The 18,224-nt window shown below is 60.9% G+C and carries 18 protein-coding genes; 9 read left to right on the forward strand and 9 right to left on the reverse strand.

The features are described 5' to 3' along the window. Positions 1-289: 289 nt before the first annotated feature. Positions 290-1,258 (reverse strand): hypothetical protein, encoded by a 969-nt coding sequence (locus tag D2T30_RS20365; RefSeq protein ID WP_128210327.1) that lies wholly within the window; start codon positions 1,256-1,258, stop codon positions 290-292. 230 nt (positions 1,259-1,488) lie between these two features. On the opposite strand from D2T30_RS20365, the gene D2T30_RS20370 reads away from it, so the two are divergent. Next, a complete protein-coding gene (locus D2T30_RS20370; RefSeq protein WP_128210328.1) occupies positions 1,489-2,265 on the forward strand; it encodes a hypothetical protein in 777 nt (258 codons plus the stop codon). Between the two features lie 94 nt (positions 2,266-2,359). Here D2T30_RS20370 and D2T30_RS23440 read toward each other — a convergent pair whose 3' ends face one another. Together D2T30_RS23440 and D2T30_RS23445 are read right to left on the reverse strand one after the other, a co-directional pair. Continuing rightward, entirely contained in the window at positions 2,360-2,632 is a 273-nt protein-coding gene (locus tag D2T30_RS23440) for an EamA family transporter (protein ID WP_206613028.1), read from the reverse strand. A 53-nt stretch (positions 2,633-2,685) separates the two neighbouring features. Further along, positions 2,686-3,081: a hypothetical protein gene (locus D2T30_RS23445; protein ID WP_206613029.1), complete on the reverse strand. Its 396-nt coding sequence runs from the start codon at positions 3,079-3,081 to the stop codon at positions 2,686-2,688. A 106-nt stretch (positions 3,082-3,187) separates the two neighbouring features. On the opposite strand from D2T30_RS23445, the gene D2T30_RS20380 reads away from it, so the two are divergent. Continuing rightward, positions 3,188-3,403, forward strand: a complete 216-nt coding sequence (locus D2T30_RS20380; protein ID WP_128210329.1) for a helix-turn-helix domain-containing protein — start codon at positions 3,188-3,190, stop codon at positions 3,401-3,403. 138 nt (positions 3,404-3,541) lie between these two features. Here D2T30_RS20380 and D2T30_RS20385 read toward each other — a convergent pair whose 3' ends face one another. After that, entirely contained in the window at positions 3,542-4,435 is an 894-nt protein-coding gene (locus D2T30_RS20385; RefSeq protein ID WP_128210330.1) for a helix-turn-helix transcriptional regulator, read from the reverse strand. A gap of 657 nt (positions 4,436-5,092) precedes the next feature. On the opposite strand from D2T30_RS20385, the gene D2T30_RS20395 reads away from it, so the two are divergent. Beyond that, entirely contained in the window at positions 5,093-5,959 is an 867-nt protein-coding gene (locus D2T30_RS20395; protein ID WP_128210332.1) for a uracil-DNA glycosylase family protein, read from the forward strand. A 56-nt stretch (positions 5,960-6,015) separates the two neighbouring features. Here D2T30_RS20395 and D2T30_RS24220 read toward each other — a convergent pair whose 3' ends face one another. The 3 genes from D2T30_RS24220 to D2T30_RS24230 all read right to left on the reverse strand — a co-directional run bounded on the left by D2T30_RS24220 (position 6,016) and on the right by D2T30_RS24230 (position 6,903). Beyond that, a complete protein-coding gene (locus D2T30_RS24220) occupies positions 6,016-6,165 on the reverse strand; it encodes a hypothetical protein (RefSeq protein ID WP_380729157.1) in 150 nt (49 codons plus the stop codon). Beyond that, positions 6,150-6,461: a hypothetical protein gene (locus tag D2T30_RS24225; RefSeq protein WP_394343124.1), complete on the reverse strand. Its 312-nt coding sequence runs from the start codon at positions 6,459-6,461 to the stop codon at positions 6,150-6,152. Before D2T30_RS24225 ends, D2T30_RS24220 begins: the two co-directional genes overlap by 16 nt. 124 nt (positions 6,462-6,585) lie before the next feature. Further along, positions 6,586-6,903 carry a transposase gene (locus D2T30_RS24230; protein ID WP_394343123.1) on the reverse strand — a complete coding sequence of 106 codons (318 nt, stop codon included), beginning with the start codon at positions 6,901-6,903 and terminating at the stop codon, positions 6,586-6,588. Between the two features lie 278 nt (positions 6,904-7,181). Between D2T30_RS24230 and D2T30_RS20405 the strand changes: the two genes are divergently transcribed. The 3 genes from D2T30_RS20405 to D2T30_RS20415 all read left to right on the forward strand — a co-directional run bounded on the left by D2T30_RS20405 (position 7,182) and on the right by D2T30_RS20415 (position 12,012). Further along, positions 7,182-8,798: a hypothetical protein gene (locus tag D2T30_RS20405; RefSeq protein ID WP_128210333.1), complete on the forward strand. Its 1,617-nt coding sequence runs from the start codon at positions 7,182-7,184 to the stop codon at positions 8,796-8,798. Between the two features lie 736 nt (positions 8,799-9,534). Further along, on the forward strand, positions 9,535-10,407 hold the full coding sequence (locus D2T30_RS20410) for a hypothetical protein (protein WP_128210334.1): 873 nt from the start codon (positions 9,535-9,537) through the stop codon (positions 10,405-10,407). A 504-nt stretch (positions 10,408-10,911) separates the two neighbouring features. Beyond that, the gene (locus tag D2T30_RS20415) at positions 10,912-12,012 is read left to right on the forward strand and encodes an NADH:flavin oxidoreductase/NADH oxidase (protein ID WP_128210335.1); all 1,101 of its coding nucleotides are present in this window, start codon (positions 10,912-10,914) and stop codon (positions 12,010-12,012) included. Between the two features lie 241 nt (positions 12,013-12,253). Here the strand turns inward: D2T30_RS20415 and D2T30_RS20420 are convergent, their stop codons facing one another. Further along, positions 12,254-12,421 carry a ribbon-helix-helix protein, CopG family gene (locus tag D2T30_RS20420; RefSeq protein WP_128210336.1) on the reverse strand — a complete coding sequence of 56 codons (168 nt, stop codon included), beginning with the start codon at positions 12,419-12,421 and terminating at the stop codon, positions 12,254-12,256. A gap of 123 nt (positions 12,422-12,544) precedes the next feature. Here D2T30_RS20420 and D2T30_RS20425 point away from each other — a divergent pair, with 123 nt between their 5' ends. The 3 genes from D2T30_RS20425 to D2T30_RS20435 all read left to right on the forward strand — a co-directional run bounded on the left by D2T30_RS20425 (position 12,545) and on the right by D2T30_RS20435 (position 16,603). Then, on the forward strand, positions 12,545-13,075 hold the full coding sequence (locus D2T30_RS20425) for a hypothetical protein (RefSeq protein ID WP_128210337.1): 531 nt from the start codon (positions 12,545-12,547) through the stop codon (positions 13,073-13,075). 256 nt (positions 13,076-13,331) lie between these two features. After that, on the forward strand, positions 13,332-13,910 hold the full coding sequence (locus tag D2T30_RS20430; protein WP_128210338.1) for a hypothetical protein: 579 nt from the start codon (positions 13,332-13,334) through the stop codon (positions 13,908-13,910). A gap of 338 nt (positions 13,911-14,248) precedes the next feature. Further along, the gene (locus D2T30_RS20435) at positions 14,249-16,603 is read left to right on the forward strand and encodes an AAA family ATPase (RefSeq protein WP_241651358.1); all 2,355 of its coding nucleotides are present in this window, start codon (positions 14,249-14,251) and stop codon (positions 16,601-16,603) included. Positions 16,604-17,381: 778 nt separating this feature from the next. Here the strand turns inward: D2T30_RS20435 and D2T30_RS20440 are convergent. Next, positions 17,382-17,576 (reverse strand): hypothetical protein, encoded by a 195-nt coding sequence (locus tag D2T30_RS20440; RefSeq protein ID WP_128210339.1) that lies wholly within the window; start codon positions 17,574-17,576, stop codon positions 17,382-17,384. Between the last annotated feature and the right edge of the window lie 648 nt (positions 17,577-18,224).

Raw genomic sequence — 18,224 nt, forward strand, 5'->3', positions numbered from 1 at the left:
AAACCGCAGTCTGTTCATCCGATGCCCATGCCCCACAACCGCCTTGCAGTCATGCCGGACATTGATCCTGCCCGATCATTCCCATCCCGACCCATAAGCCGACACGGTCGTAGTGGCCAAAGTCGCACCGTCCATCAATCGCCCTCTGCACGACGATTGAGGTCTGGGCAGATCGCTGTTCCGAAGACCAGCCCGCCATTCAAGCCTCCAGATATGTCCAACCGACTCGCCACAGGCTGTCATCATGCCACCGCACGAATCCAACAAAAGTTCCTCGCCATGGCTGTTCTCATCGAACCCGAAACCTCCAATCAAAGCTCAGGCCAAACTGGCTGTCATCATAGAATGCCACGTTGCTGTAGGTCTTCGCCCCATAGGCAGAAACGCTGATGGTCTCGCTGACCTGATACGACAGGCCCACCGACCAGATGCGTTTGTCGAGACCCTCGCCGAGGAAACTCCCGCCCCGGTTCCTCTGGGTGCCGATCATGATCGAGGCCGGGTGCTCGAGGAGCCCGAAGCCCGCACCGATCCAGATCCGTTCCCGCATCACGTTAACCCGGTCGATCTTCTCCGCAATGTGGATGCCCACCGCGAAAGCGTATCCGCCGGAAAGAGCAGAGGTTAGCGAAACGCTTCCAACGTTCTGATCATAAACGCGCCCTGCATCGTGCCGGTTGTGCTGGACCTCGACGGTGACCTCATGGATGCCGACCCCCGAGAAGAAGGCATGGTTCACGCCCGCCCGCGCCCCGTATCGACCGGTCTCGCCAAGATCGATCCGCCGCCAGCTTGCGTCCAGGCATCCGTAACCCCAGGTAGCATAGCTGACCATGTGGTTGACGCAGGCCGAAACGCCAGAGGACAGCTTTCCCATGTCATGCTCGGGCGCCCAGGCGGCACTGGCATTTGCGGCGAACGCAAGCCCGGTCTGACCGCCAAGCGCCATTCGCAAGGCCCCACTGAGGCTGCCTCCAATCAGCACCCCGCCAACAGCATAATAGCGGTCGTCGATCGAGAACGGCAGCCCGGCGAAGGTGAACCCCGAATTGCCATAGCCGCCGTTGATGTTGCTGTCCCAGGTCAGAACCGGGGCGAAGGTCAGGCTGCGCCGCGTCACGGCTCCCGCAGCACCCCGCACTCCCATCCCCAGCAGGATCCGTTCGCGGGCCGCGCGGGCCGGCCCGGGCAGACCGGGATCGGAGAACGCAAAGACCATCATCCGCTCCGTGCCGCCGAGCCGGATTGCCTGAATCATATCAGCGAAACGAAGCTCCGCTCGCGCTGGACGGGCGGGCAGAAACTGGATCAGGGCGCAGAACAGCAGGATTATGAGACGAAGCACGGGATTTCCGGGATCAGGATGAACACCCGATCCCTATATCCCGGCCCCGCAGAAATACATATCTTAGTGTGTATTTCTGCTTGATGCCTGACAGATTATCGGAGACAGATGGGGAACCATCGCCATTCAGATTGAGGCTCCGCATGATGTTTTCCCCGAAAATTCTGGCAATTATTCCGCTTTCTGTTCTGGCTGCCTGTGGGGGCGGTGGGAGTGGCGGAAACGGCTCGGGCAGCGCCTCGGTCACCCCGCCGGTCAATGGCACGGTCACTCAACCGACATCGACCTCCTCGGCCGATCTGATCAGCTTCCTCGAACAGGGGGCGACGACGGTCAACAGTCCCTACGGTTCGGACAAGGATATCTCCCGCGTTCAGCGAACGACGAGCTCGAACGGCGAAACCGTCACTGTGACCGCGGACAGGTTCGCGGATGGCAGCTACGGACTGATCCAGTATGTCTCCGGCGACGACACCCGTCTCTACACGCTCGACGACGGTCTGGTCGCGACGACGAAATCGCCTGACGGCCGCTACAACGGCACCTTCGAGGTCAACTATACCGTTGACGGCGGCACCACCTGGAATGTCGGAACGGGCGATTCGATCATCGTGCTCGACACCGAAAAAGGCACGGCCGATTTCGGTGGCATGGCCACCGCTTACAATGGCACCGGATCGAACTCGATCGAGTATTACGGCGGCAGTTCCCTGCAGAACGGAGCATTCGCGGACGCCTCGGCCTCGGTCCATTACCGGGAAAACGGCGCCTATGTCTCGTCGCACACCGGCACGATCGACGGCACCGCGATCGACGTGGGCGATACGCTCGGCGTGGTCGGACTGGTCGGCGGTGATGACGGTGTGTTCCAGGCGAATGGCGGGTTCACCTCGATCTGGCAGGCGGACAAGGACAGCTGATCTTTGCCCCCACGTCTGGCGATCCGGGCCTGACAGCACAGCCCGGATCAGCCTCTGCGCTCCGCGGCGAGGCCGAGGAACCTGCCCCCCACGATCAACCCCGCGCCGCGATCAGCGTGGTGGGCGTCGCGGGCTCCGACAGCAGCATCCAGGCCAGTGCGAAGCCGAAGAGCGGCTCGGTCCCCATCAGCAAGCTCACGCGGGTTGGGCTGGTGCGCCGCACCGCGCTGTTCTGCACGTAGAACACGCCGATGGTGCAGAACAGCGACAGGAAACCGACGGCGGCCCAGAACCCCGGCCCGGTATGGATGACCAGACCTGTCGGACTGACCTGCGCCAGAAGCACGGCCAGCGTCAGCCCGGCCACCGTGGCCGCCTACACCGCCGTCAGCGCCGCCGAGGACAATCCGCGCCCCGCCATCAGGCGCTTGGTCCGAAACCACCATCACCGCGCGCAGGCCCGCCGCCGCCAGCACCAGCAGATCCCCCGCCCCGAGCACCGCCACGCCGGCGACGGCAATGTCGGCCCTGGCGATGATGCCGGCGGGCGGCAATCGCCGTCGCAAGCCGAAATCCAGAAACGGCGTGAACACCGTGCAGAGCGAGATGATCAGCGCGGTATTCGTCGCCGTGGTCATCCGCCTCCCTGTAGGCGGGCGTGCGCTTCGCCAGATTTTCGAAATCCGGCTGTCCGCCGTAGAGCGACTTCGACAGTCCCAGCCAAAATTCATCGTCGGGGAACTCGATCACCTCGGCGGAGGCGGTGATGCCAGAACATGTTAGGGCGGCGGAAAGGAGAAGGGATTTCAGGGTCATGTGTCGGCAATGCCTTTGATGCGGATGGCGGGAAATGATGCCCGCCTCGCGCTCAACACATTTTAGTATGTAAAAAAGAAAAGCCCGAACTGCGATCCATGCCTGCATGGATATGCGCAAGCTCGTCGGTCACAATTTCGCGCGCCTGCGCCAGCAACAGGGGCTGACGCAGGAGCAGGTCGAGGAACGTTCAGGCTTCAGCCAGCAATACCTGAGCGATCTCGAACGCGGCAAGCGCAACCCGACGATCATCACCCTCTACGAGCTCTCGCTCGCCCTCGGCGTCAGCCATATGGAATTGGTCAGGCCCCCGGAGGAATAGCGGGGAAGATAAACTACGCTGCTGCACCGGCGGAGAATCGAAGACCATCGCCGCAAAGCCCCAGACTGTGCACGCCGGGCCGTAAAGAACTTCGCTATGTTCCTGAGGTCTCCACCGGATACCGCCATGCCGGGAGAATTACGCGCTTATTGGCGCGGCGCTCTCACCCAGCCTCGAGACGGCCCACGGCCCCGCATGACCTTTCCGCAGCCAGGCCGCGACCAGTTGGAAACCGCTCTGCGGCCAATCCTTCGGCGTGTCGATCCTGACCAGCTCGGCGATCCCAAAGCCGTTCTCCTCCAAATCTCGCAGCCGGGCCCGCGTCGTCAGGTTGGTCAGCGGCGCCAGCCAGACGATGTTCGGGGCGATCCTCATCGCATGCTGGCTGAAGACCCGCAGCCGGGACCAGGGCGGGTTCGTCATCACCCAGTCGACCGGCTGGCTCCAGTCCAGGAAATCCCGCCCTTCGCCGATCTCGCACCAGTGTCGCTCGAGATGCGCCGGAAACCGGTCATGGAACGCGCCCTGCCCCTTTGCCGGATCCAGCACGCTGCCCGTCATCCGGGGCGCGAAATGGGCTATGATGGCTGCCGCCAAATCCGGCGGCGTCATCACCAGATCCCGCTCGGGCGCATTCGTCGCCGGCACCAGCCCGCCGCGACCGGTGGCAACCGGGCGCAAGGCGGAACGCAACCCGAGAATGGCAAGGGCACGCACGAGCGTCGCCACCGTCCCGACAAGATCCTGCTCCAGCGCGATGATCGTAGGCCGACTGCAGCCGACACGGCGCGCCAGATCCGCCTGGCTCAGCCCCCGCGCCCGACGCCGCCCGGCGAGCTCCGAGCCGCCGCCATCCATCTCGCGTGCCCAGGCCCAGCGCAGATCCAGCACCGCCATCACCACGACGAGCGACCGGATGCTCCCTTCGCCGCGTTCGAGCGCCCGGACCGTCGGCACGCTGACCCCGGCCGCCTGCGCGACATCGGATTGCGTCATGCCGCGCGCGCGGCGGGTTTCGAGGAGGAGTTTCATGTCAAGAATCGTTTGCCTTTAAGCCGCAAAAAGCAAATGATTGTTTACATGATATGCGGTGCCTGACGTAGGCGTGCCGCTTTTTTAAGAACCTGGCTGTGGTCGCCACGGGCAGATAGAGTCCGTCCAACGGTCCAACGGTCCAACGGTCCAACGGTCCAACGGTCCAACGGTCCAACGGTCCAACGGTCCAACGGTCCAACGGTCCAACGGTCCAACGGTCCAACGGTCCAACGGTCCAACGGTCCAACGGTCCAAGAAGACCATCCGAGAAATATCGCGCTCGGCAATTCAAAATATGGCATGGCGATGCGATAAAACCAGCGGCATCCAAACCGGAAAATGTTGGAGAGGGCGGTAAGCGGCCTGATGGCAGTGTCGAGTGGTCGCTGCGGCGACGTTAAAAGAGCTGCCACTCGCGCCAAGCGCAGCGAAAAATATTTGCGAACCGATTACAAAGTCGGGAGCAGTCAAAAGAGTGGATCGCCACGTTGCGACTACGGCTTCTTGGCGATGCGGCTACTGAAGCCTTTTGGTCGCTCGTCACGGCACCGTCAACCTTGCAACGCATCGCAGAATACATGCATATGACGACCGTGAATCTCACTAAATACCCTTTGCCTGATCTGAGCGGGAACAGAGAATAGGAACGCAGCAATGACCTTAAAAGACACCATGGCCAATGCACTTGAGGCCGGATGGGCCGATGCTGTTCCGTTAAGCTGGAGACAGGAGTTTGATAATGTTAGTCCAGACTTCACGGCGCACGCACTTAATAAGGTTCAGGAAGGTGAATTTTCTTCACCATATCCGTCACTGTTGCCCGATCAAAATCAACGACACCTGTTCCGCGCATTCCGTGGGATCGCTCCAAATCAAGTTCGAGTCTGCGTTATTGGGCAGGATCCATATCCCGAACGGGATCGCGCCACGGGTCGAGCCTTTGAGGATGGTGCGGCCCACAGCGGTATCGCAATTAGCTTGAGGCGACTCCTTCAATCAGCCGTTACGGTATCGAATCAAAATCAGAAGGCGGACGAAAATGCGTCGGGGTGGAGTCTAATCAGAGATGATGCAGATCAATATTTTTCCGAAACAGAGGCAATGACAATGTACTTTGACAGATTGGCAGAAGAGGGGGTTCTGTTTCTAAACGCTGCTTGGACCTTCACCGAAAGCGCGCCCCTTCCTAGCAAAAAAGAGCTAAAATATCGTCGCGATCGAATTCAGCGCGCGCACGCTGCGCTCTGGAAGCCTGTAACTCTGCGGCTAATAAAGCGTTTGGCTGAGAGAGATGATCCACCAGTTTTTCTATTGCTTGGAAAGAAAGCCAAGAAAATCCTTTCTACGGCCACCAAGCGTGATAAAAAGGAAATTCCCAATGTTTACTGTCCTCATCCAACAGCGAGAAAAGGCGCCTATTTTAATCACCGAAATCCTCTCGCTCAAGTAAACGAAATATTGAAGCCTGCAGCAGCAGTTAAGTGGTCTCCGTTTGATGATGAAATCAACGAGCACGCCTGATTGGCTTTGTCCCGCTATTCGGGTTTTGGCTGGACGTATCTCTTTCCCAGATATCTTCAGCGCATGCGGACGGTCTCGGGCGTGCCGAGTGAGGTAAAGCGGTTCATGAGTGCGATGCGGATCTGAACCTCTGCATCCTGCCTGTCGAAGTCTCTGGCCATGATGCGCTCGCCCAGGAGCTTGACGCATCTCATCTTGGCTTCCACGCGACTTCGTCAGTGATATCCGGACCATTTCTTCCAGTGGGTCCGTCCGAACCATTTGGAGGCACGTAGCGCTTTGTTTTGCGCCTGCGGGCCGGGATCGTGCCCTTTCCAGGCCCTGGCATTTCGTCGCGGGAGGTAGTGAGGGCACGAACGCCATCGGTCCGAGAGAGTGCCCGAACGGCATCGGCGCCTCGGGCCGCGATGGCGCCGTGGCAGCCCTTGGTGTCATAGATACCATCGGCGGTAACGCTGTCGATCCGCTCTTCAGCTGGTATCTGCGCCAGTAGGCCGGGCAGAACGGGTGCATCCCGATGCGGTTACTGGTCATCTCCACCGCCCGCACTTCAGTGTATCAGCGTCGATACCGATGTGGATCTTGCGCCACTGGCGACGGCGGCTGGTCCCATGCTTGCGGACCTTCTACTCGCCCTCACCAGAGAACTTGATCCTCGTGCTGTCCACCAGCAGATGCAGCGGCCCGGACGCGGCACGATATGGGATCTGTACCTTCAGGTGCTTCTGCCTGCGACAGATCGTCGTGTAGTCAGGCACCGGCCAGTCGAGACCGGATAGGCTCAGCAGGCTCTCTACGAACCCAGTTGTTTGTCGGAGTGGTAGTCCGAACAGCACCTCGACCGACAGGCAAAACTGTATGGCCGCTGCCGAAGACCTCTCAGGATGACCCGGCTTTCCGTTCGGGACTGCGAACCATGACATCTCCGGGTCAAACCACACCATCAGAGAGCCACGGCGTTTCAGAACCTGACTGTAGCTAGACCAGTTCGTCGTGCGGAAAAGGGGATGGGCTTGCTCATGCGGTCAATCTAACCCGCTGACTCACAAACATGAATCCGCCGACCAGAGAGAGCGCAACAAAGCCCTTCAAGATCATTCGGTATAGCCACGGCTGTCGGGTTATTGCTTGCGTATCGTATACTAAGTATCATGCGGCGGGATCACTTATACTCTTTGGGCAAGCAATGGACCTAGAATACGAAAAGGAACAGCAGCGGAGATTGGCTATTCTGATTGAGGAACTGAAAGCAGGCAAGATCCATTTTTCCTCCCATCTCCACGCCAAAATGTCTGCATCCGTTGATGCTATTCGAATTAAGCCGGACGGCACCGTAGATTTGTCGACGGTGGACGCTTCGGTTCGCTCAATGGCCTTTATGTCGTCTATAATGAGGGATCGCGAAGACATGAAGGCAGAGATCTCCATCTACGAGATCAACAAGATGTTCTACGATTTTCTAGAACTGAACATGGGTTGGCTTATCAAGGGTGCCAAAGAGCGCGGCATGGACGCTCACGAGGTTGGATTGGCATTGAGTTCCTCAGCTGCCTACGTGGAAAATATTATCCCTAGCATTCGCAAATGTATGGAGATGCTAGATGATTTCTGGGAGAGCTTGACCGCAGTATGCCAATATCATCTTCAAGACTTTGATGGACTAAAGGCGGTATTTGGTGGTGATCTCTTCCCTTCTTATCAACAGAACATTGCATCTAGTTCAGGGCTATACTTGGATGTGATCGCCCTTAACGATCCTTTTTCAAAATCCAGGCACGTCTTTGAATCTGGAAGTTATAAGCAGGCTGTATATATATTCGCCAAACATGTAATTAACTTGATGGATTACAAAGAGCTAGCCCTATGCGATGAGCATATGCCGCTCGTTGCCATAGTGCCGCCAACAAAGTTCGATGAATCCAACCGTGAGTGGCTAGGATCAATGATCAGATCCGATACCACGAAGCATTTGTCCACCGCTTTCGGCCGCACGTTCAATGACATTGATGAGGTCGAAGACTTTTTGAAGGGCGCCGCCGAACCTGAGGACCTAGTCAAGTTGATCGTTAGGAAGGAAATGATCCTTTTCGACGTCGAATGGGAGGGCGACCTCCTAGCTCAGATGAAGCGAGCCATGGCGAACACCGATCTTAGAGTAGCCTCTCCGACACACGCAGGACGCTTTCTGACGGGCATTATCTTTGGGCGCATGGGGCAGGCTACCGACATTCTGCAGAGAAGCCGAGACTTCGGCAGCATTCCACTTCTTGATGCACCAACCTCTTGGCGGTATTTCAATTTCGCGCTGGCGCACCAGTCCACAGATAACCTGGCCTATGATCGCAAGGAGCTTCACATGGTGCATGGCCTGCAACGTGCTGCGGCGACTGATGCTGAGTGGCTTGGAAATATTCCTCCCTCAGCGCTGATAGAAATGCGAAAGCAAGGGGCCATGCCAGAAATCAGGGAGATGCTAAGTAAAGGAATTTCAGAGATCGCAGTAGCTAATCCAGATGGCTTCTACAGAACGGCCGATCAAGTAGTTGCGAACGTCCAAGAAGCTTTCGATCTGCACAAGCAGAACATAGAGGCTCTTAAGAAAAAGCGCTGGAAGTTTCTCGGCCATGACATTGGAGGCTGGCTCGTAACCGGATCATTGGAAATCGGAGCAGCGGTGCTTGGAACTCCGGCCATAGGATTAGGAGCCCTCGTAGCGCAAAATGCCTTCGATCTACCCAAGCTGAAAGATCTTCCGAAGAGAAATCGAGAGACAAAATCGGCATTGGATTATGCCAAGCGTTCGCCGATCGGCCTTCTTTTCAGCCACGGGCCAAAGTGACTGACGGATTCGTAGATTCGAGCGTGTCAGCCGCATAGGCTTAAAAGAGATGTTTGTAGACTGACACCCAGTCTATATATCTAGGCGTTTATATCAGCGAATGTCTGGAATGTCACGCATCACTACAAGCCCTCCCGCGTGTCATGCTGCGTCACGCCTCGAAGGGCGGCTTTGGAGAATGCGGCAATGCAGCATTCTGGGAAGCTGAGTGGCGACTATGGGCCGCATCACATCCAATCTTGCTGGTTGTTTGCTACGGATCAAGACGAAGGGCAGCTTCCGGGAATGCGGCCACGCAGCATTGCTCGGGGCCGACCGGCCGTAGTGGGCCGCCCTTGCCTGCGCGCCTAAGGTCAGTTCAGCCTAGAAAAATCTGCTGGGTGCTATGCCGTAGCATGTTGCTCGGGGAGCCATCGCCGACGCTCAGCTAGGTTGCAGCGAGTTCATAGGCAGCGCAGATGAGACATCAGGCGGGACCCTTCGCGGCCATTCAGAGGCGAGCCCATTCAGCGGTGCGGATTTTCCGGAGTGGCCGTTCCTGTTTGCCGCTGCGATGCATTTTGAGCAAGGTCAGTCGGCAGGTGCAGAACTACAGCAACGCAGCGCGTACATCGGAGCGGCCTCCACCTTGCGCGGCAACCCCGGTCACATCGACCAGCTTATGTCCTGTACGGGGCGTGCACCGTTCATCTTTCCGAGCTCACCGATTTCCTCTATCTCTTGACGAAACGAGAACATGAGCGAATTTCGGTCTATGGCTTCACATTTCGGATCAGTTAGGGATTTTCAAGGCTACTCCGCTGAAGAAGTGGGTGCGATGAGTTCTCAGGAACAAGTCGCGATGATGGTCGAGTGGTTCAACCAGCAGTTTGAGGACCCCCAAAACGATACACCATACAACAAGGACATGGGCGGGTACGTATACCTCTGGGGTGGACCCTTCGACGCCAGTGACCAAATCCAAGCTGAGTTCTCAGACGCCGTGGACTTCGATACGATGATGCTTGCGGTTGATCGTGTGCAGGGAGATGGGACGCTAGAATGGGCACCAACGACCGGTGGCGATTTCTACGAACACCCGGAAGACGACCGTGTTGAGGCGGGAGAGATTGTTGACGGGGACGGTGAATGGCCTCCCGTAGTCGCGGATCAGGTACCAGTGCCGCCGGAGCCTGAAGCGCGCGCCGAGGTGATCCGCCGCCTGGATGAATTGGAAGCAATAGTCCAACCGCTTCTGGATAGGTTTGAGGCCGAACCTCAAGCCCCCCCTATGATGGGCCACAACAATCCACCAGAGGAACTGGAAATCGTTCAAGCCGTTTCTCGGGACGAATGGCAGCAGGTGAAGGCCGCGATTGATGAAATTCGCCAGCAAACGCAAGTAGAAGAACCGGACATTGTGAGCGTGGAGCAAGGCAATAATCGCCTGTTCGCTGCGGCGACTGCCTTGGCCGGGTGGATTCAGAACCGGGTTAACGCAGCAATTGATGCCGGAGCCGCCATCGGTGTCGCGTATGGCATTGCAAATCCTGAGGCAGCAAGAGCAGCGCTTATAGGTGCGGCTCAAGCGGTTCAAACGTGGTTGGCCTCAATGCCTTGGCCGTTCTGATGTCCACACGGATCGAGTCTACACTCCGCAAAAATCTGGCGAAACTGTTCCCTGCGCGGTGCTCGGTCTGCCCATACTCGGCAGGATAGGAAGTACCCTCCTCGACGGCGTCATTTTCAGCGACCGCCTCGTCGGTGGCGGCGCAGTCCATTCGTGAGTGTCGCGGCGAATGTCGGCTCTCCGCCCTGTGGGGCAAGCTTCGGCGGAACGGATCTTATCCGTGTGCTGCACCAGCGAAGGGCGGGAATGTCCCGCTTCGCTACCATCATGGCCGAGTTCTTGCTGCGTCACCAGCCGAACGGCTGCTAAGCGGAATTCGCCCCTGCAGCATGAGTCCTCGCCGACCCGCAGCTTTGGGCCGCTCATGCCGTTGACCGAACGGAGAGTGTATCGATACTCATCTTCGTCTCGAAACTGGCCTGCCGGCCGGGGTTCCGCAGCAGCGGCCAATCCCCTGGCTTCGCTGCAAGCCTTTCCCCTGATCCTCCCGGACGGAGCCGAACCATGAGCAAACTCTTCACCCCTATCGCCGCAGGCAGCCTTTCGATGCCGAACCGCGTGGTCATCGCGCCGATGTGTCAGTATTCGGCCGAGGAAGGCCGGATGACCGACTGGCACATGATCCATCTTGGTCAGCTTGCATTGTCGGGGGCGGGGCTTTTGACCATCGAGGCCACCGCGGTCAGCCCCGAAGGGCGCATCACCTATGCCGATGTCGGCCTGTGGGATGACGCGACCGAAGCCGCCATGGTCCCGGTCCTGAAGGCGATCCGGCGATGGTCGGATATTCCGGTGGCGATCCAGCTTGCCCATGCCGGGCGCAAGGCCTCGACCGACAAGCCCTGGCAGGGCGGGGCGCAGATCCCGCCCGGACGGCCGAACGGCTGGCAGACCGTCGCCCCCTCTGCGCAGCCCTTCGCGCCTGACGAGAACGCGCCCGAGGCACTGGACAAGGCCGGGATGGATCGCATCCGAGATGCGTTCGCCGAGGCGGCCCGGCGCAGCCTGCGTCTGGGCATCGACGCGATCCAGATCCATGCCGCGCATGGCTACCTGTTGCACCAGTTTCTCTCGCCTCTGTCGAACCATCGCGAGGATGCGTATGGCGGCAGCCTCGAAAACCGGATGCGCTTTCCGCTGGAGGTCTTCGACGCGGTGAAGGCTGTCGTGCCGGACGACTATCCGGTCTCGGTCCGGATCTCGGGCACCGATTGGGTCGAGGGTGGCTGGGACATTGGCCAGACCATTGCGCTGGCGCAGGAACTGCGCGCGCGGGGTTGCGCGGCCATCCATGCCTCCAGCGGCGGGCTGGATCCGCGACAGCAGATCCCCGTCGCACCGGGCTATCAGGTGCCGCTGGCCCGCGCGGTCAAGGCTGCGGTCGACATGCCGGTGGTGGCGGTGGGGCTGATCACCGCTTTCGACCATGCCGAGTCCATCGTGGCGACGGGAGATGCCGACATGGTCGCCCTTGCGCGCGGGATCCTCTACGATCCGCGCTGGCCCTGGCACGCAGCGGCGCATCTGGGCGTACAGGTCCACGCCGCGCCGCAATACCTGCGCTGCCAGCCCCGTGCCCACCGGGCGTTGTTTCTCGATACCTGAGGTCGGGAGGGGGCGCCATCATAAGCCTCCAGCGAATTGAGACGTGAAGTGTAGGTTGCCTGCTTCCGGGTGAATGATCGCTTGCGTCCAGAAAAGGGGTTCGGCGACATTCCACGCTGTATCAAATTCGAGCGTCGGCTTCGGGGAGTGCTGCAGGGTAGCAAAACCAAACGGTGGCCGTCCAATATGGGCCGACCTTGACTGCCGGCCCTCACAAGGGCTGAGCAGGCACATCCCTCAATCAAGCATCGGGAGCCGTCATTTCCAGCCATTGTACCAGCGCCCGACGGATCATCTCCGGCCGTGTAGGCAAGTCCTTTTCAACGCGCCGACGATCATCAATCGCTGCGATGAGTTCCCGAGGGAGACGGAGATTTATCGCCTCGGTATCCTTTTTTGGGGGAGCCACAGAATTTATCCAATCTCGATATTGACACCATTATTCTAATGTGCCATATTAAGCGAGCGAAGGCAAGGGATCCGACCCCCTCGCCTTGCTCTAACCACACTGATCTCGGATAAGGAGACCACCATGGCTGATTTCACGCCTATCACCGTTCCCGTTGTTTCGGAACCCATCAGCTATTTCCGTCCCTCGCCGCTGAGCGCGCAGTTCACGGCCCTGCTGCCGGTGCTGTCGGCGCATATCGAGGCGGAGCGCGATCTTGCGCATGTCGACCGGTGGGACGTCGCGTTCATCGACTGGCTCGCGGAAGCCGAACAGACCCGCGCCGACCTGGAAGCCGCGCTGAATACGCTGTGCGAGACCGAGGTCCAGCGGCGGGAGGACAAGCCGCTGCTGCGGATGGCGATGCTGACCCGCATGATGCTCGCGAGCGAAGATGCGCAGGAGTTCCTCCAGCTGCACAGCCTGCCCCAGCGGATGCCGTCGATGTTCCGCTGTGCCGGAGATCATCCGGTTGCGGCGCGGACGAACCTCTTGCTGAGCGAAGTGCTGATCCGACTCGATGCGCTGGCCTCCCTGCCGGATTATCTCGATCCGATCGAGGTCGAGGCGGAGGCTCCCGTCGCGGACAGCCTCGCCTTCGCCCCGGCGCTGTAAACAGCCCTGACCTTCCCGCCTTCTGACCGGTGTCGCTGCCAGCTCCTCTTCGGGGCGAGCGCACGCCGGTCAGGCCAAATGTTCCGGCACACGCCAATCCCGACCAGATTTTCCGTAGCACTCCGAGCCCGTTCAGACCGCACGCCCCGGCATTTTTCAGCCCCCAAAGCTGGATTTTCCACGGTCTCGGACGCCGTTCAGGCTGCACATATCGGATTTTCCATGACCCCTCCCCCTTCCCAAGGAGTTCCGCTCCATGACGTTTCAACCATTGCTCCCCGGGCTGCTGCCCCGGCCGCCGCTGTGTCTGCCGCCCGGATCGCATCATCTCTGGGCTTTCCCGGACCTGTCGCGCGAAGACCGCTGCCGCCATGCCAAGGCGCTTGGCCTCGCCGGCGAATGCCTCGTCGACAGCCTCCTGCTGCGCTACGGCCTGTCGGTGATGCGGCTGCCCGAGTTCACCGCCGTCGACCGGCTGATCCTGCATCCCGAGCAGATCCTGCGGCTGCAGGTGAAGACCACCACCGCGCGCCAGAACGGTGCCTGGTTTTTCAACGCCCATCATGGCTATGGCCGCTCGCCACAGGGCCTGCGGCCCTATGAGCCCGATGCGTTCGACCTGCTGGCGCTGGTGGTGCTGCCGGAGAATGCGGTGGTCTTCACTGCTGAACGCCGGAGCCGCCACCGGGTCCGCGATGCCGAGCTCGCCATGATCAAGGCCGATCCCCGGCTGAGCCTCGAAGCCGCGTTCTGGTCCTTGGGCCTGTCCGTGCCCGGCCCGGACGGACCAGTTCTGGGCGAAGCGCTGGAACCGGACGCGCCCTCGATACCCTGATCGGCGCCAGACAGATTGGGCGATTTTTTCTGGATCAAGCAGGAACGTATCTGGCTTTTTTCTGGATCGCGCAGGTTTGGAGCCGGATTTTTTTCTGGACCGTTCAGAGCCGTATCCGTTTTTTTGCGACGCGCCCCGTCACAGAAAATCCGGAGCCACACGCCGACCTCTCAGGTGGATACCTTCAAAGGACACTGTTTTCGCTGACATTTTGTAAAAAACCGAACGCTCTCGGTCTGTCCCTATCCCGATCTTCCCGCTTTTTCCCCCACCCCTCACAAAACCCTCTCCCCGGCCCACTCCGGGAAGACCGCCCCCTTTTTCCTCGGAGGTCAGCCATGACGCCGCACCCGACCCAACCCGTTCCGATGAACACCACCGCGGATACCGCACCCACCCCGGCAACTCTGGCGACCGCATCCACTCCGGCTGCCCCAGCCTCCACGAGGCCCACCTCGCGGCCGGCGTGGTGGAGCTTCGCCCGCTCGGCGGTCGAACGGCTGCGCCAGCACACCGCCGACAGCGTTGGCACCTGTTTCTCGCCCTTCGAGATGTCCGATGACATCGGCGACACGATCCCGGCCTCGCCAGAAGCCCCCAAACCCTCGGTCCTCGAGCTGCTCGGCGAAGGCCCGGGCCTGACCGATCTCCCCGACGAGATCGCGCAAACCCTGCGCGACGAGGGCGGCGATCCTTTCGCGGTCTCGGTGACCGGGACCGACGCGCCCGCCATTCCGCTCCCCGCCGGCGCCCTGCTGACGGTGGTCCGCCTCGCCGCCAGCTTCGGCACTGACGGTATCGCGGCGGCGCTGCGCCCGGGCGCGGTCACCGTGTTGCGCGGCGTTCTCCCCGATGACACCGAGGCCCTGCGGAGTTTGCTGGCCCATCTCCTGCCGCCCGGCTGGCAGGTAAAAAACCCGGTGCGCGGCGTCCGCGTGGGCCCGAACACGCTGGTCTTCCTGGAGACGACCCGTGACAGCAAGGGCAAGCTCAGCGAGCTGGCCGTCTTCGAACTCCGGCGCAAGATCCGCGACGCGCTGGACAGCGCGACGCCGGTGCTGATCGCCCTGCCCCCGGATCTCGACCTGCCGCCGGCCCTGATGCCGCAGGCGCTGGACCAGAGCCGGTTCGTGCCGGTCAGCGCCGATATCCTGATCGCGGCGCTCTGCGCCAGCCATTCGGCGACGCGGCGGATCGACGAAGAGGCGGTCCGCGCCGCCCTGCCCTCGGAGGTGCTGCTCGCCGATCTGCCGATGCTGGGCTTTGCCCTCGCGATGCAGGCGAAGACGGCGCGGGCCGTTGCCGAACGGATCGCGGCGATGGTGGCTCAGGCGGCGCCGGGTCCCGACACCGGTCCCTGGCTCGAGGACATCCACGGCGACACGCCCGCGCTCCGGGCCGCGCGCCAGATCGTGCGCGACCTGCGCCGCTGGAAGACGGGCGAGGTCGCCTGGGCAGACCTGACCCGCACCCTGCTGCTCTATGGTCCGCCCGGCACCGGCAAGAGCTGGATCGCCCGCGCGATGGGGAACAGCGCAGGCTTCTCGGTGGTGACCGGCACTTTTGGGCAATGGCAGGCGGCGGGGCATCTCGGCGACATGCTGCGCGAGATGCGCCAGACCTTTGCGGATGCCCGGGCCAGCGCCCCGAGCGTGCTGATCATCGACGAGATCGATGCCGTGGGCTCGCGCGAAGGTAGCGACACGCATGGCAGGTCCTATCGGACCCAGGTGATCAACGCCTTCCTCGCCGAGATGGACAGCATCGCACGCGAAGAAGGCGTGATCGTCGTCGGCACCTGCAACCATCCCGAGTTGATCGACCCCGCCGTGCTGCGGGCGGGGCGGTTCGACATGAAGGTCGCCCTGCCGCTCCCCGATGCCGATGCGCTGTTCGGCGTGTTCCGGCACGGCCTGCCGGACTGGTCGGAAGCCGTGCTGCGCGATCTGGCGTCGCGCGCCGTCGGCTGCTCCTCGGCCGATGTCGACGCTGTCATCCGGCAGGCCCGGGCGGCAGCGCGTGGGGCCGGGCGCGACCTCACGCCCGAAGACCTGCGCAAGGTCTTTGCCCCGCCGCAGGATGCCGCGATCGACCACCGGATCGCGCTGCACGAATGCGGCCATGCCATCGCCTGCGCCGCGCTCGGGATCGGCCCGGTGCAGCGGATCCTGATCGAGCGCGAGGGCAGCGGCATGACGATGATCGATGCGGCGCCCAAGCACGGCACGCTTTCGGACATGCGGGACCGGCTGGCGCAACTCATGGCCGGCCGCGCCGCCGAGCGTCTGGTGCTGGGCGATGTTTCCGCCGGTGCCGGAGGCGGGCCGAACTCCGACCTCGCGTTGGCGACGGGGATCGCCACCGCGATCCATACCCAGTTCGGCCTCGGCCTGCACGGCCCCGCCTGGCTTGGTGAGAACGACACCCAGAACCTGCGCGATCCGGCCCTCCGCGCCCGCGTTCAGCGCCAGATCGAGGACGCCGAGCGCCGGGCCGCGCAGATCCTCACTGCCAATCGCCCCCTCCTTGAGGAGATGGCCGGGGCGCTGATGCAAATCAGGGACATGGATGCCGGAGACGCCGGGGAATGGCTGGAGCGGGTTCGGACGGAGGAGGTGGGCCCGGCACCCGAAGATATCTCCACACCCGACAGTGTCGCGACGACGGTGACGGAAGGAAGCACTCCTGAATGATCAACTGAACCGCCCCGGCGCAGACGCCCGCGCCGGGGCCTCTCTGGTGCCGCCCATCATCGCCAGGCCACCAGGGTCAGGAGCGGCAAAAAAAAATCCGCAGATGATATTTTCCAGGAAAGGGATCGATGAACACATCATCAGCGCAGCCCCATGACGCCTGTAACGCAATCTTCTGTTTTGCGCGCAAAATGCGTTACGCGCGCTCCGGAAAGGCCAGGATCACCGCCTCATGCCGCAGTCTTCCGGTCCCGGTGCCCGCACCGGATACGCCCCGGGATCAGCCATCATCGCCAGACCGCTCTGGGCAATCTGTAACGCAAAACGCAAGCAGTAACGCAGAGCGCGTTACGAACGCGGGGAATGCAAAGCACTGTTTTGCGCGCAAAATGCGTTACGCGTGCTCCAGAAAGGCCAGGATCACCGCCTCATGCCGCAGCCTTCTGGTCCCGGTGCCCGCACCGGATACGCCCCGGGATCAGCCATCATCGCCAGACCGCCAGGGTCAATCCGTAACGCCAAACGCGGGCAATAATGCAGGGAACGATAGCACCGTTGTTTTTCCCGGATGCGTTACGGACCTGCTCCAAAGCCCCATCGGCTTGACGAAAGCGTGGCACTTTTCAGGACAGGCGGGAACAGGCTTCAGGAGGAACATCTCAACACTGGAGTGTCCGGAAAGCCCTCCGCCCACCTGAGCGCCCTCCCCCAAACGCCCGAAGGCAGCCCTTGGGCTGCCTTCGGCAAACGTGGTGTCAAAGGCCGGGCCGGAGACCCGTCATTCAGCTGCGAACTTCGTCGCGAACTCGCCGCACCAGTCGGTCGGCTTGACGACAGGCCAGAAGCCGCGGCTGTCGGCGTCCTTCTGGGTCACCGGCGGGTTGGCGCGGCACAGACCGGCATCGGAGAGCTGGCTGTCGGAGTTGGCGGCATGGATTTCATAGAACGCGCAGGCGTTGCAGTTATGGGCCATGATGACCTCCTGGCTGGCAAAATGTGGATCGCTCGCTGGCTTTCGGCTGGCTTGCTGTCTCTTGAACCCCATATAGGCAGCGCGTCAGGCACCGTCAAGTTTTTTCTGTTTATTATCATATAATTGAGTGATTTCATCGGCGATTTTCATCTGAGGTTTTAGGTCAGGTTTGGATATGGGAGGAGGAAGAATGAGGATGATCTGCGGGATGGGAGAAGGGGCACAACACGGCGCGGCTCCTGAACGCCGGGCAGTTTTGGCGCCCCTGTCGTCAGCGCATGCGCACCGGTCTCTCGATCGTCCAGAGCGCCGGAGATTGCCAAAAAATCGCAGTCTTACGTAAGATTCCGAAAGACCTGAGCAAATCCCTGACCGCAAGCACAGGATTGACGGATCGGGCAGAGCAAAATCCGTTTCACATCCGCGGTTCACCTCCCAATCGGGTCCATTCCGGCCAGTTTTCCACAATCACGCGCATTCAGAGCCCTTCTCCGCGGCTGTTTCCATGCCCGAGGCCCCTGCCGATGCCCTATAATCCTCTCAACGAGCACGGGAGCTTTCCCGATCAGGATCATCATCAGAGAACGCCCCGGAACAGCCGCCGGGAGCGCGGGGAGAACCTTTGCCAATGGCACGGGACCGGAGAAG

This window comes from Paenirhodobacter populi (assembly GCF_004022215.1).
Taxonomy (GTDB): Bacteria; Pseudomonadota; Alphaproteobacteria; order Rhodobacterales; family Rhodobacteraceae; genus Rhodobacter; species Rhodobacter populi.

What these genes read in the sequence shown, in the direction of transcription:
- D2T30_RS20435 (WP_241651358.1), top strand. Translation starts at nt 14,249, where the DNA reads ATGACGCCGCACCCGACCCAACCCGTTCCGATGAACACCACCGCGGAT.
- D2T30_RS20380 (WP_128210329.1), top strand. Translation starts at nt 3,188, where the DNA reads ATGGATATGCGCAAGCTCGTCGGTCACAATTTCGCGCGCCTGCGCCAG.
- D2T30_RS20440 (WP_128210339.1), bottom strand. Translation starts at nt 17,576, where the DNA reads ATGGCCCATAACTGCAACGCCTGCGCGTTCTATGAAATCCATGCCGCC.
- D2T30_RS23445 (WP_206613029.1), bottom strand. Translation starts at nt 3,081, where the DNA reads ATGACCCTGAAATCCCTTCTCCTTTCCGCCGCCCTAACATGTTCTGGC.
- D2T30_RS20365 (WP_128210327.1), bottom strand. Translation starts at nt 1,258, where the DNA reads ATGATTCAGGCAATCCGGCTCGGCGGCACGGAGCGGATGATGGTCTTT.
- D2T30_RS20430 (WP_128210338.1), top strand. Translation starts at nt 13,332, where the DNA reads ATGACGTTTCAACCATTGCTCCCCGGGCTGCTGCCCCGGCCGCCGCTG.
- D2T30_RS20425 (WP_128210337.1), top strand. Translation starts at nt 12,545, where the DNA reads ATGGCTGATTTCACGCCTATCACCGTTCCCGTTGTTTCGGAACCCATC.
- D2T30_RS20370 (WP_128210328.1), top strand. Translation starts at nt 1,489, where the DNA reads ATGATGTTTTCCCCGAAAATTCTGGCAATTATTCCGCTTTCTGTTCTG.
- D2T30_RS24230 (WP_394343123.1), bottom strand. Translation starts at nt 6,903, where the DNA reads ATGGTGTGGTTTGACCCGGAGATGTCATGGTTCGCAGTCCCGAACGGA.
- D2T30_RS20395 (WP_128210332.1), top strand. Translation starts at nt 5,093, where the DNA reads ATGACCTTAAAAGACACCATGGCCAATGCACTTGAGGCCGGATGGGCC.
- D2T30_RS20385 (WP_128210330.1), bottom strand. Translation starts at nt 4,435, where the DNA reads ATGAAACTCCTCCTCGAAACCCGCCGCGCGCGCGGCATGACGCAATCC.
- D2T30_RS20415 (WP_128210335.1), top strand. Translation starts at nt 10,912, where the DNA reads ATGAGCAAACTCTTCACCCCTATCGCCGCAGGCAGCCTTTCGATGCCG.
- D2T30_RS20410 (WP_128210334.1), top strand. Translation starts at nt 9,535, where the DNA reads ATGAGCGAATTTCGGTCTATGGCTTCACATTTCGGATCAGTTAGGGAT.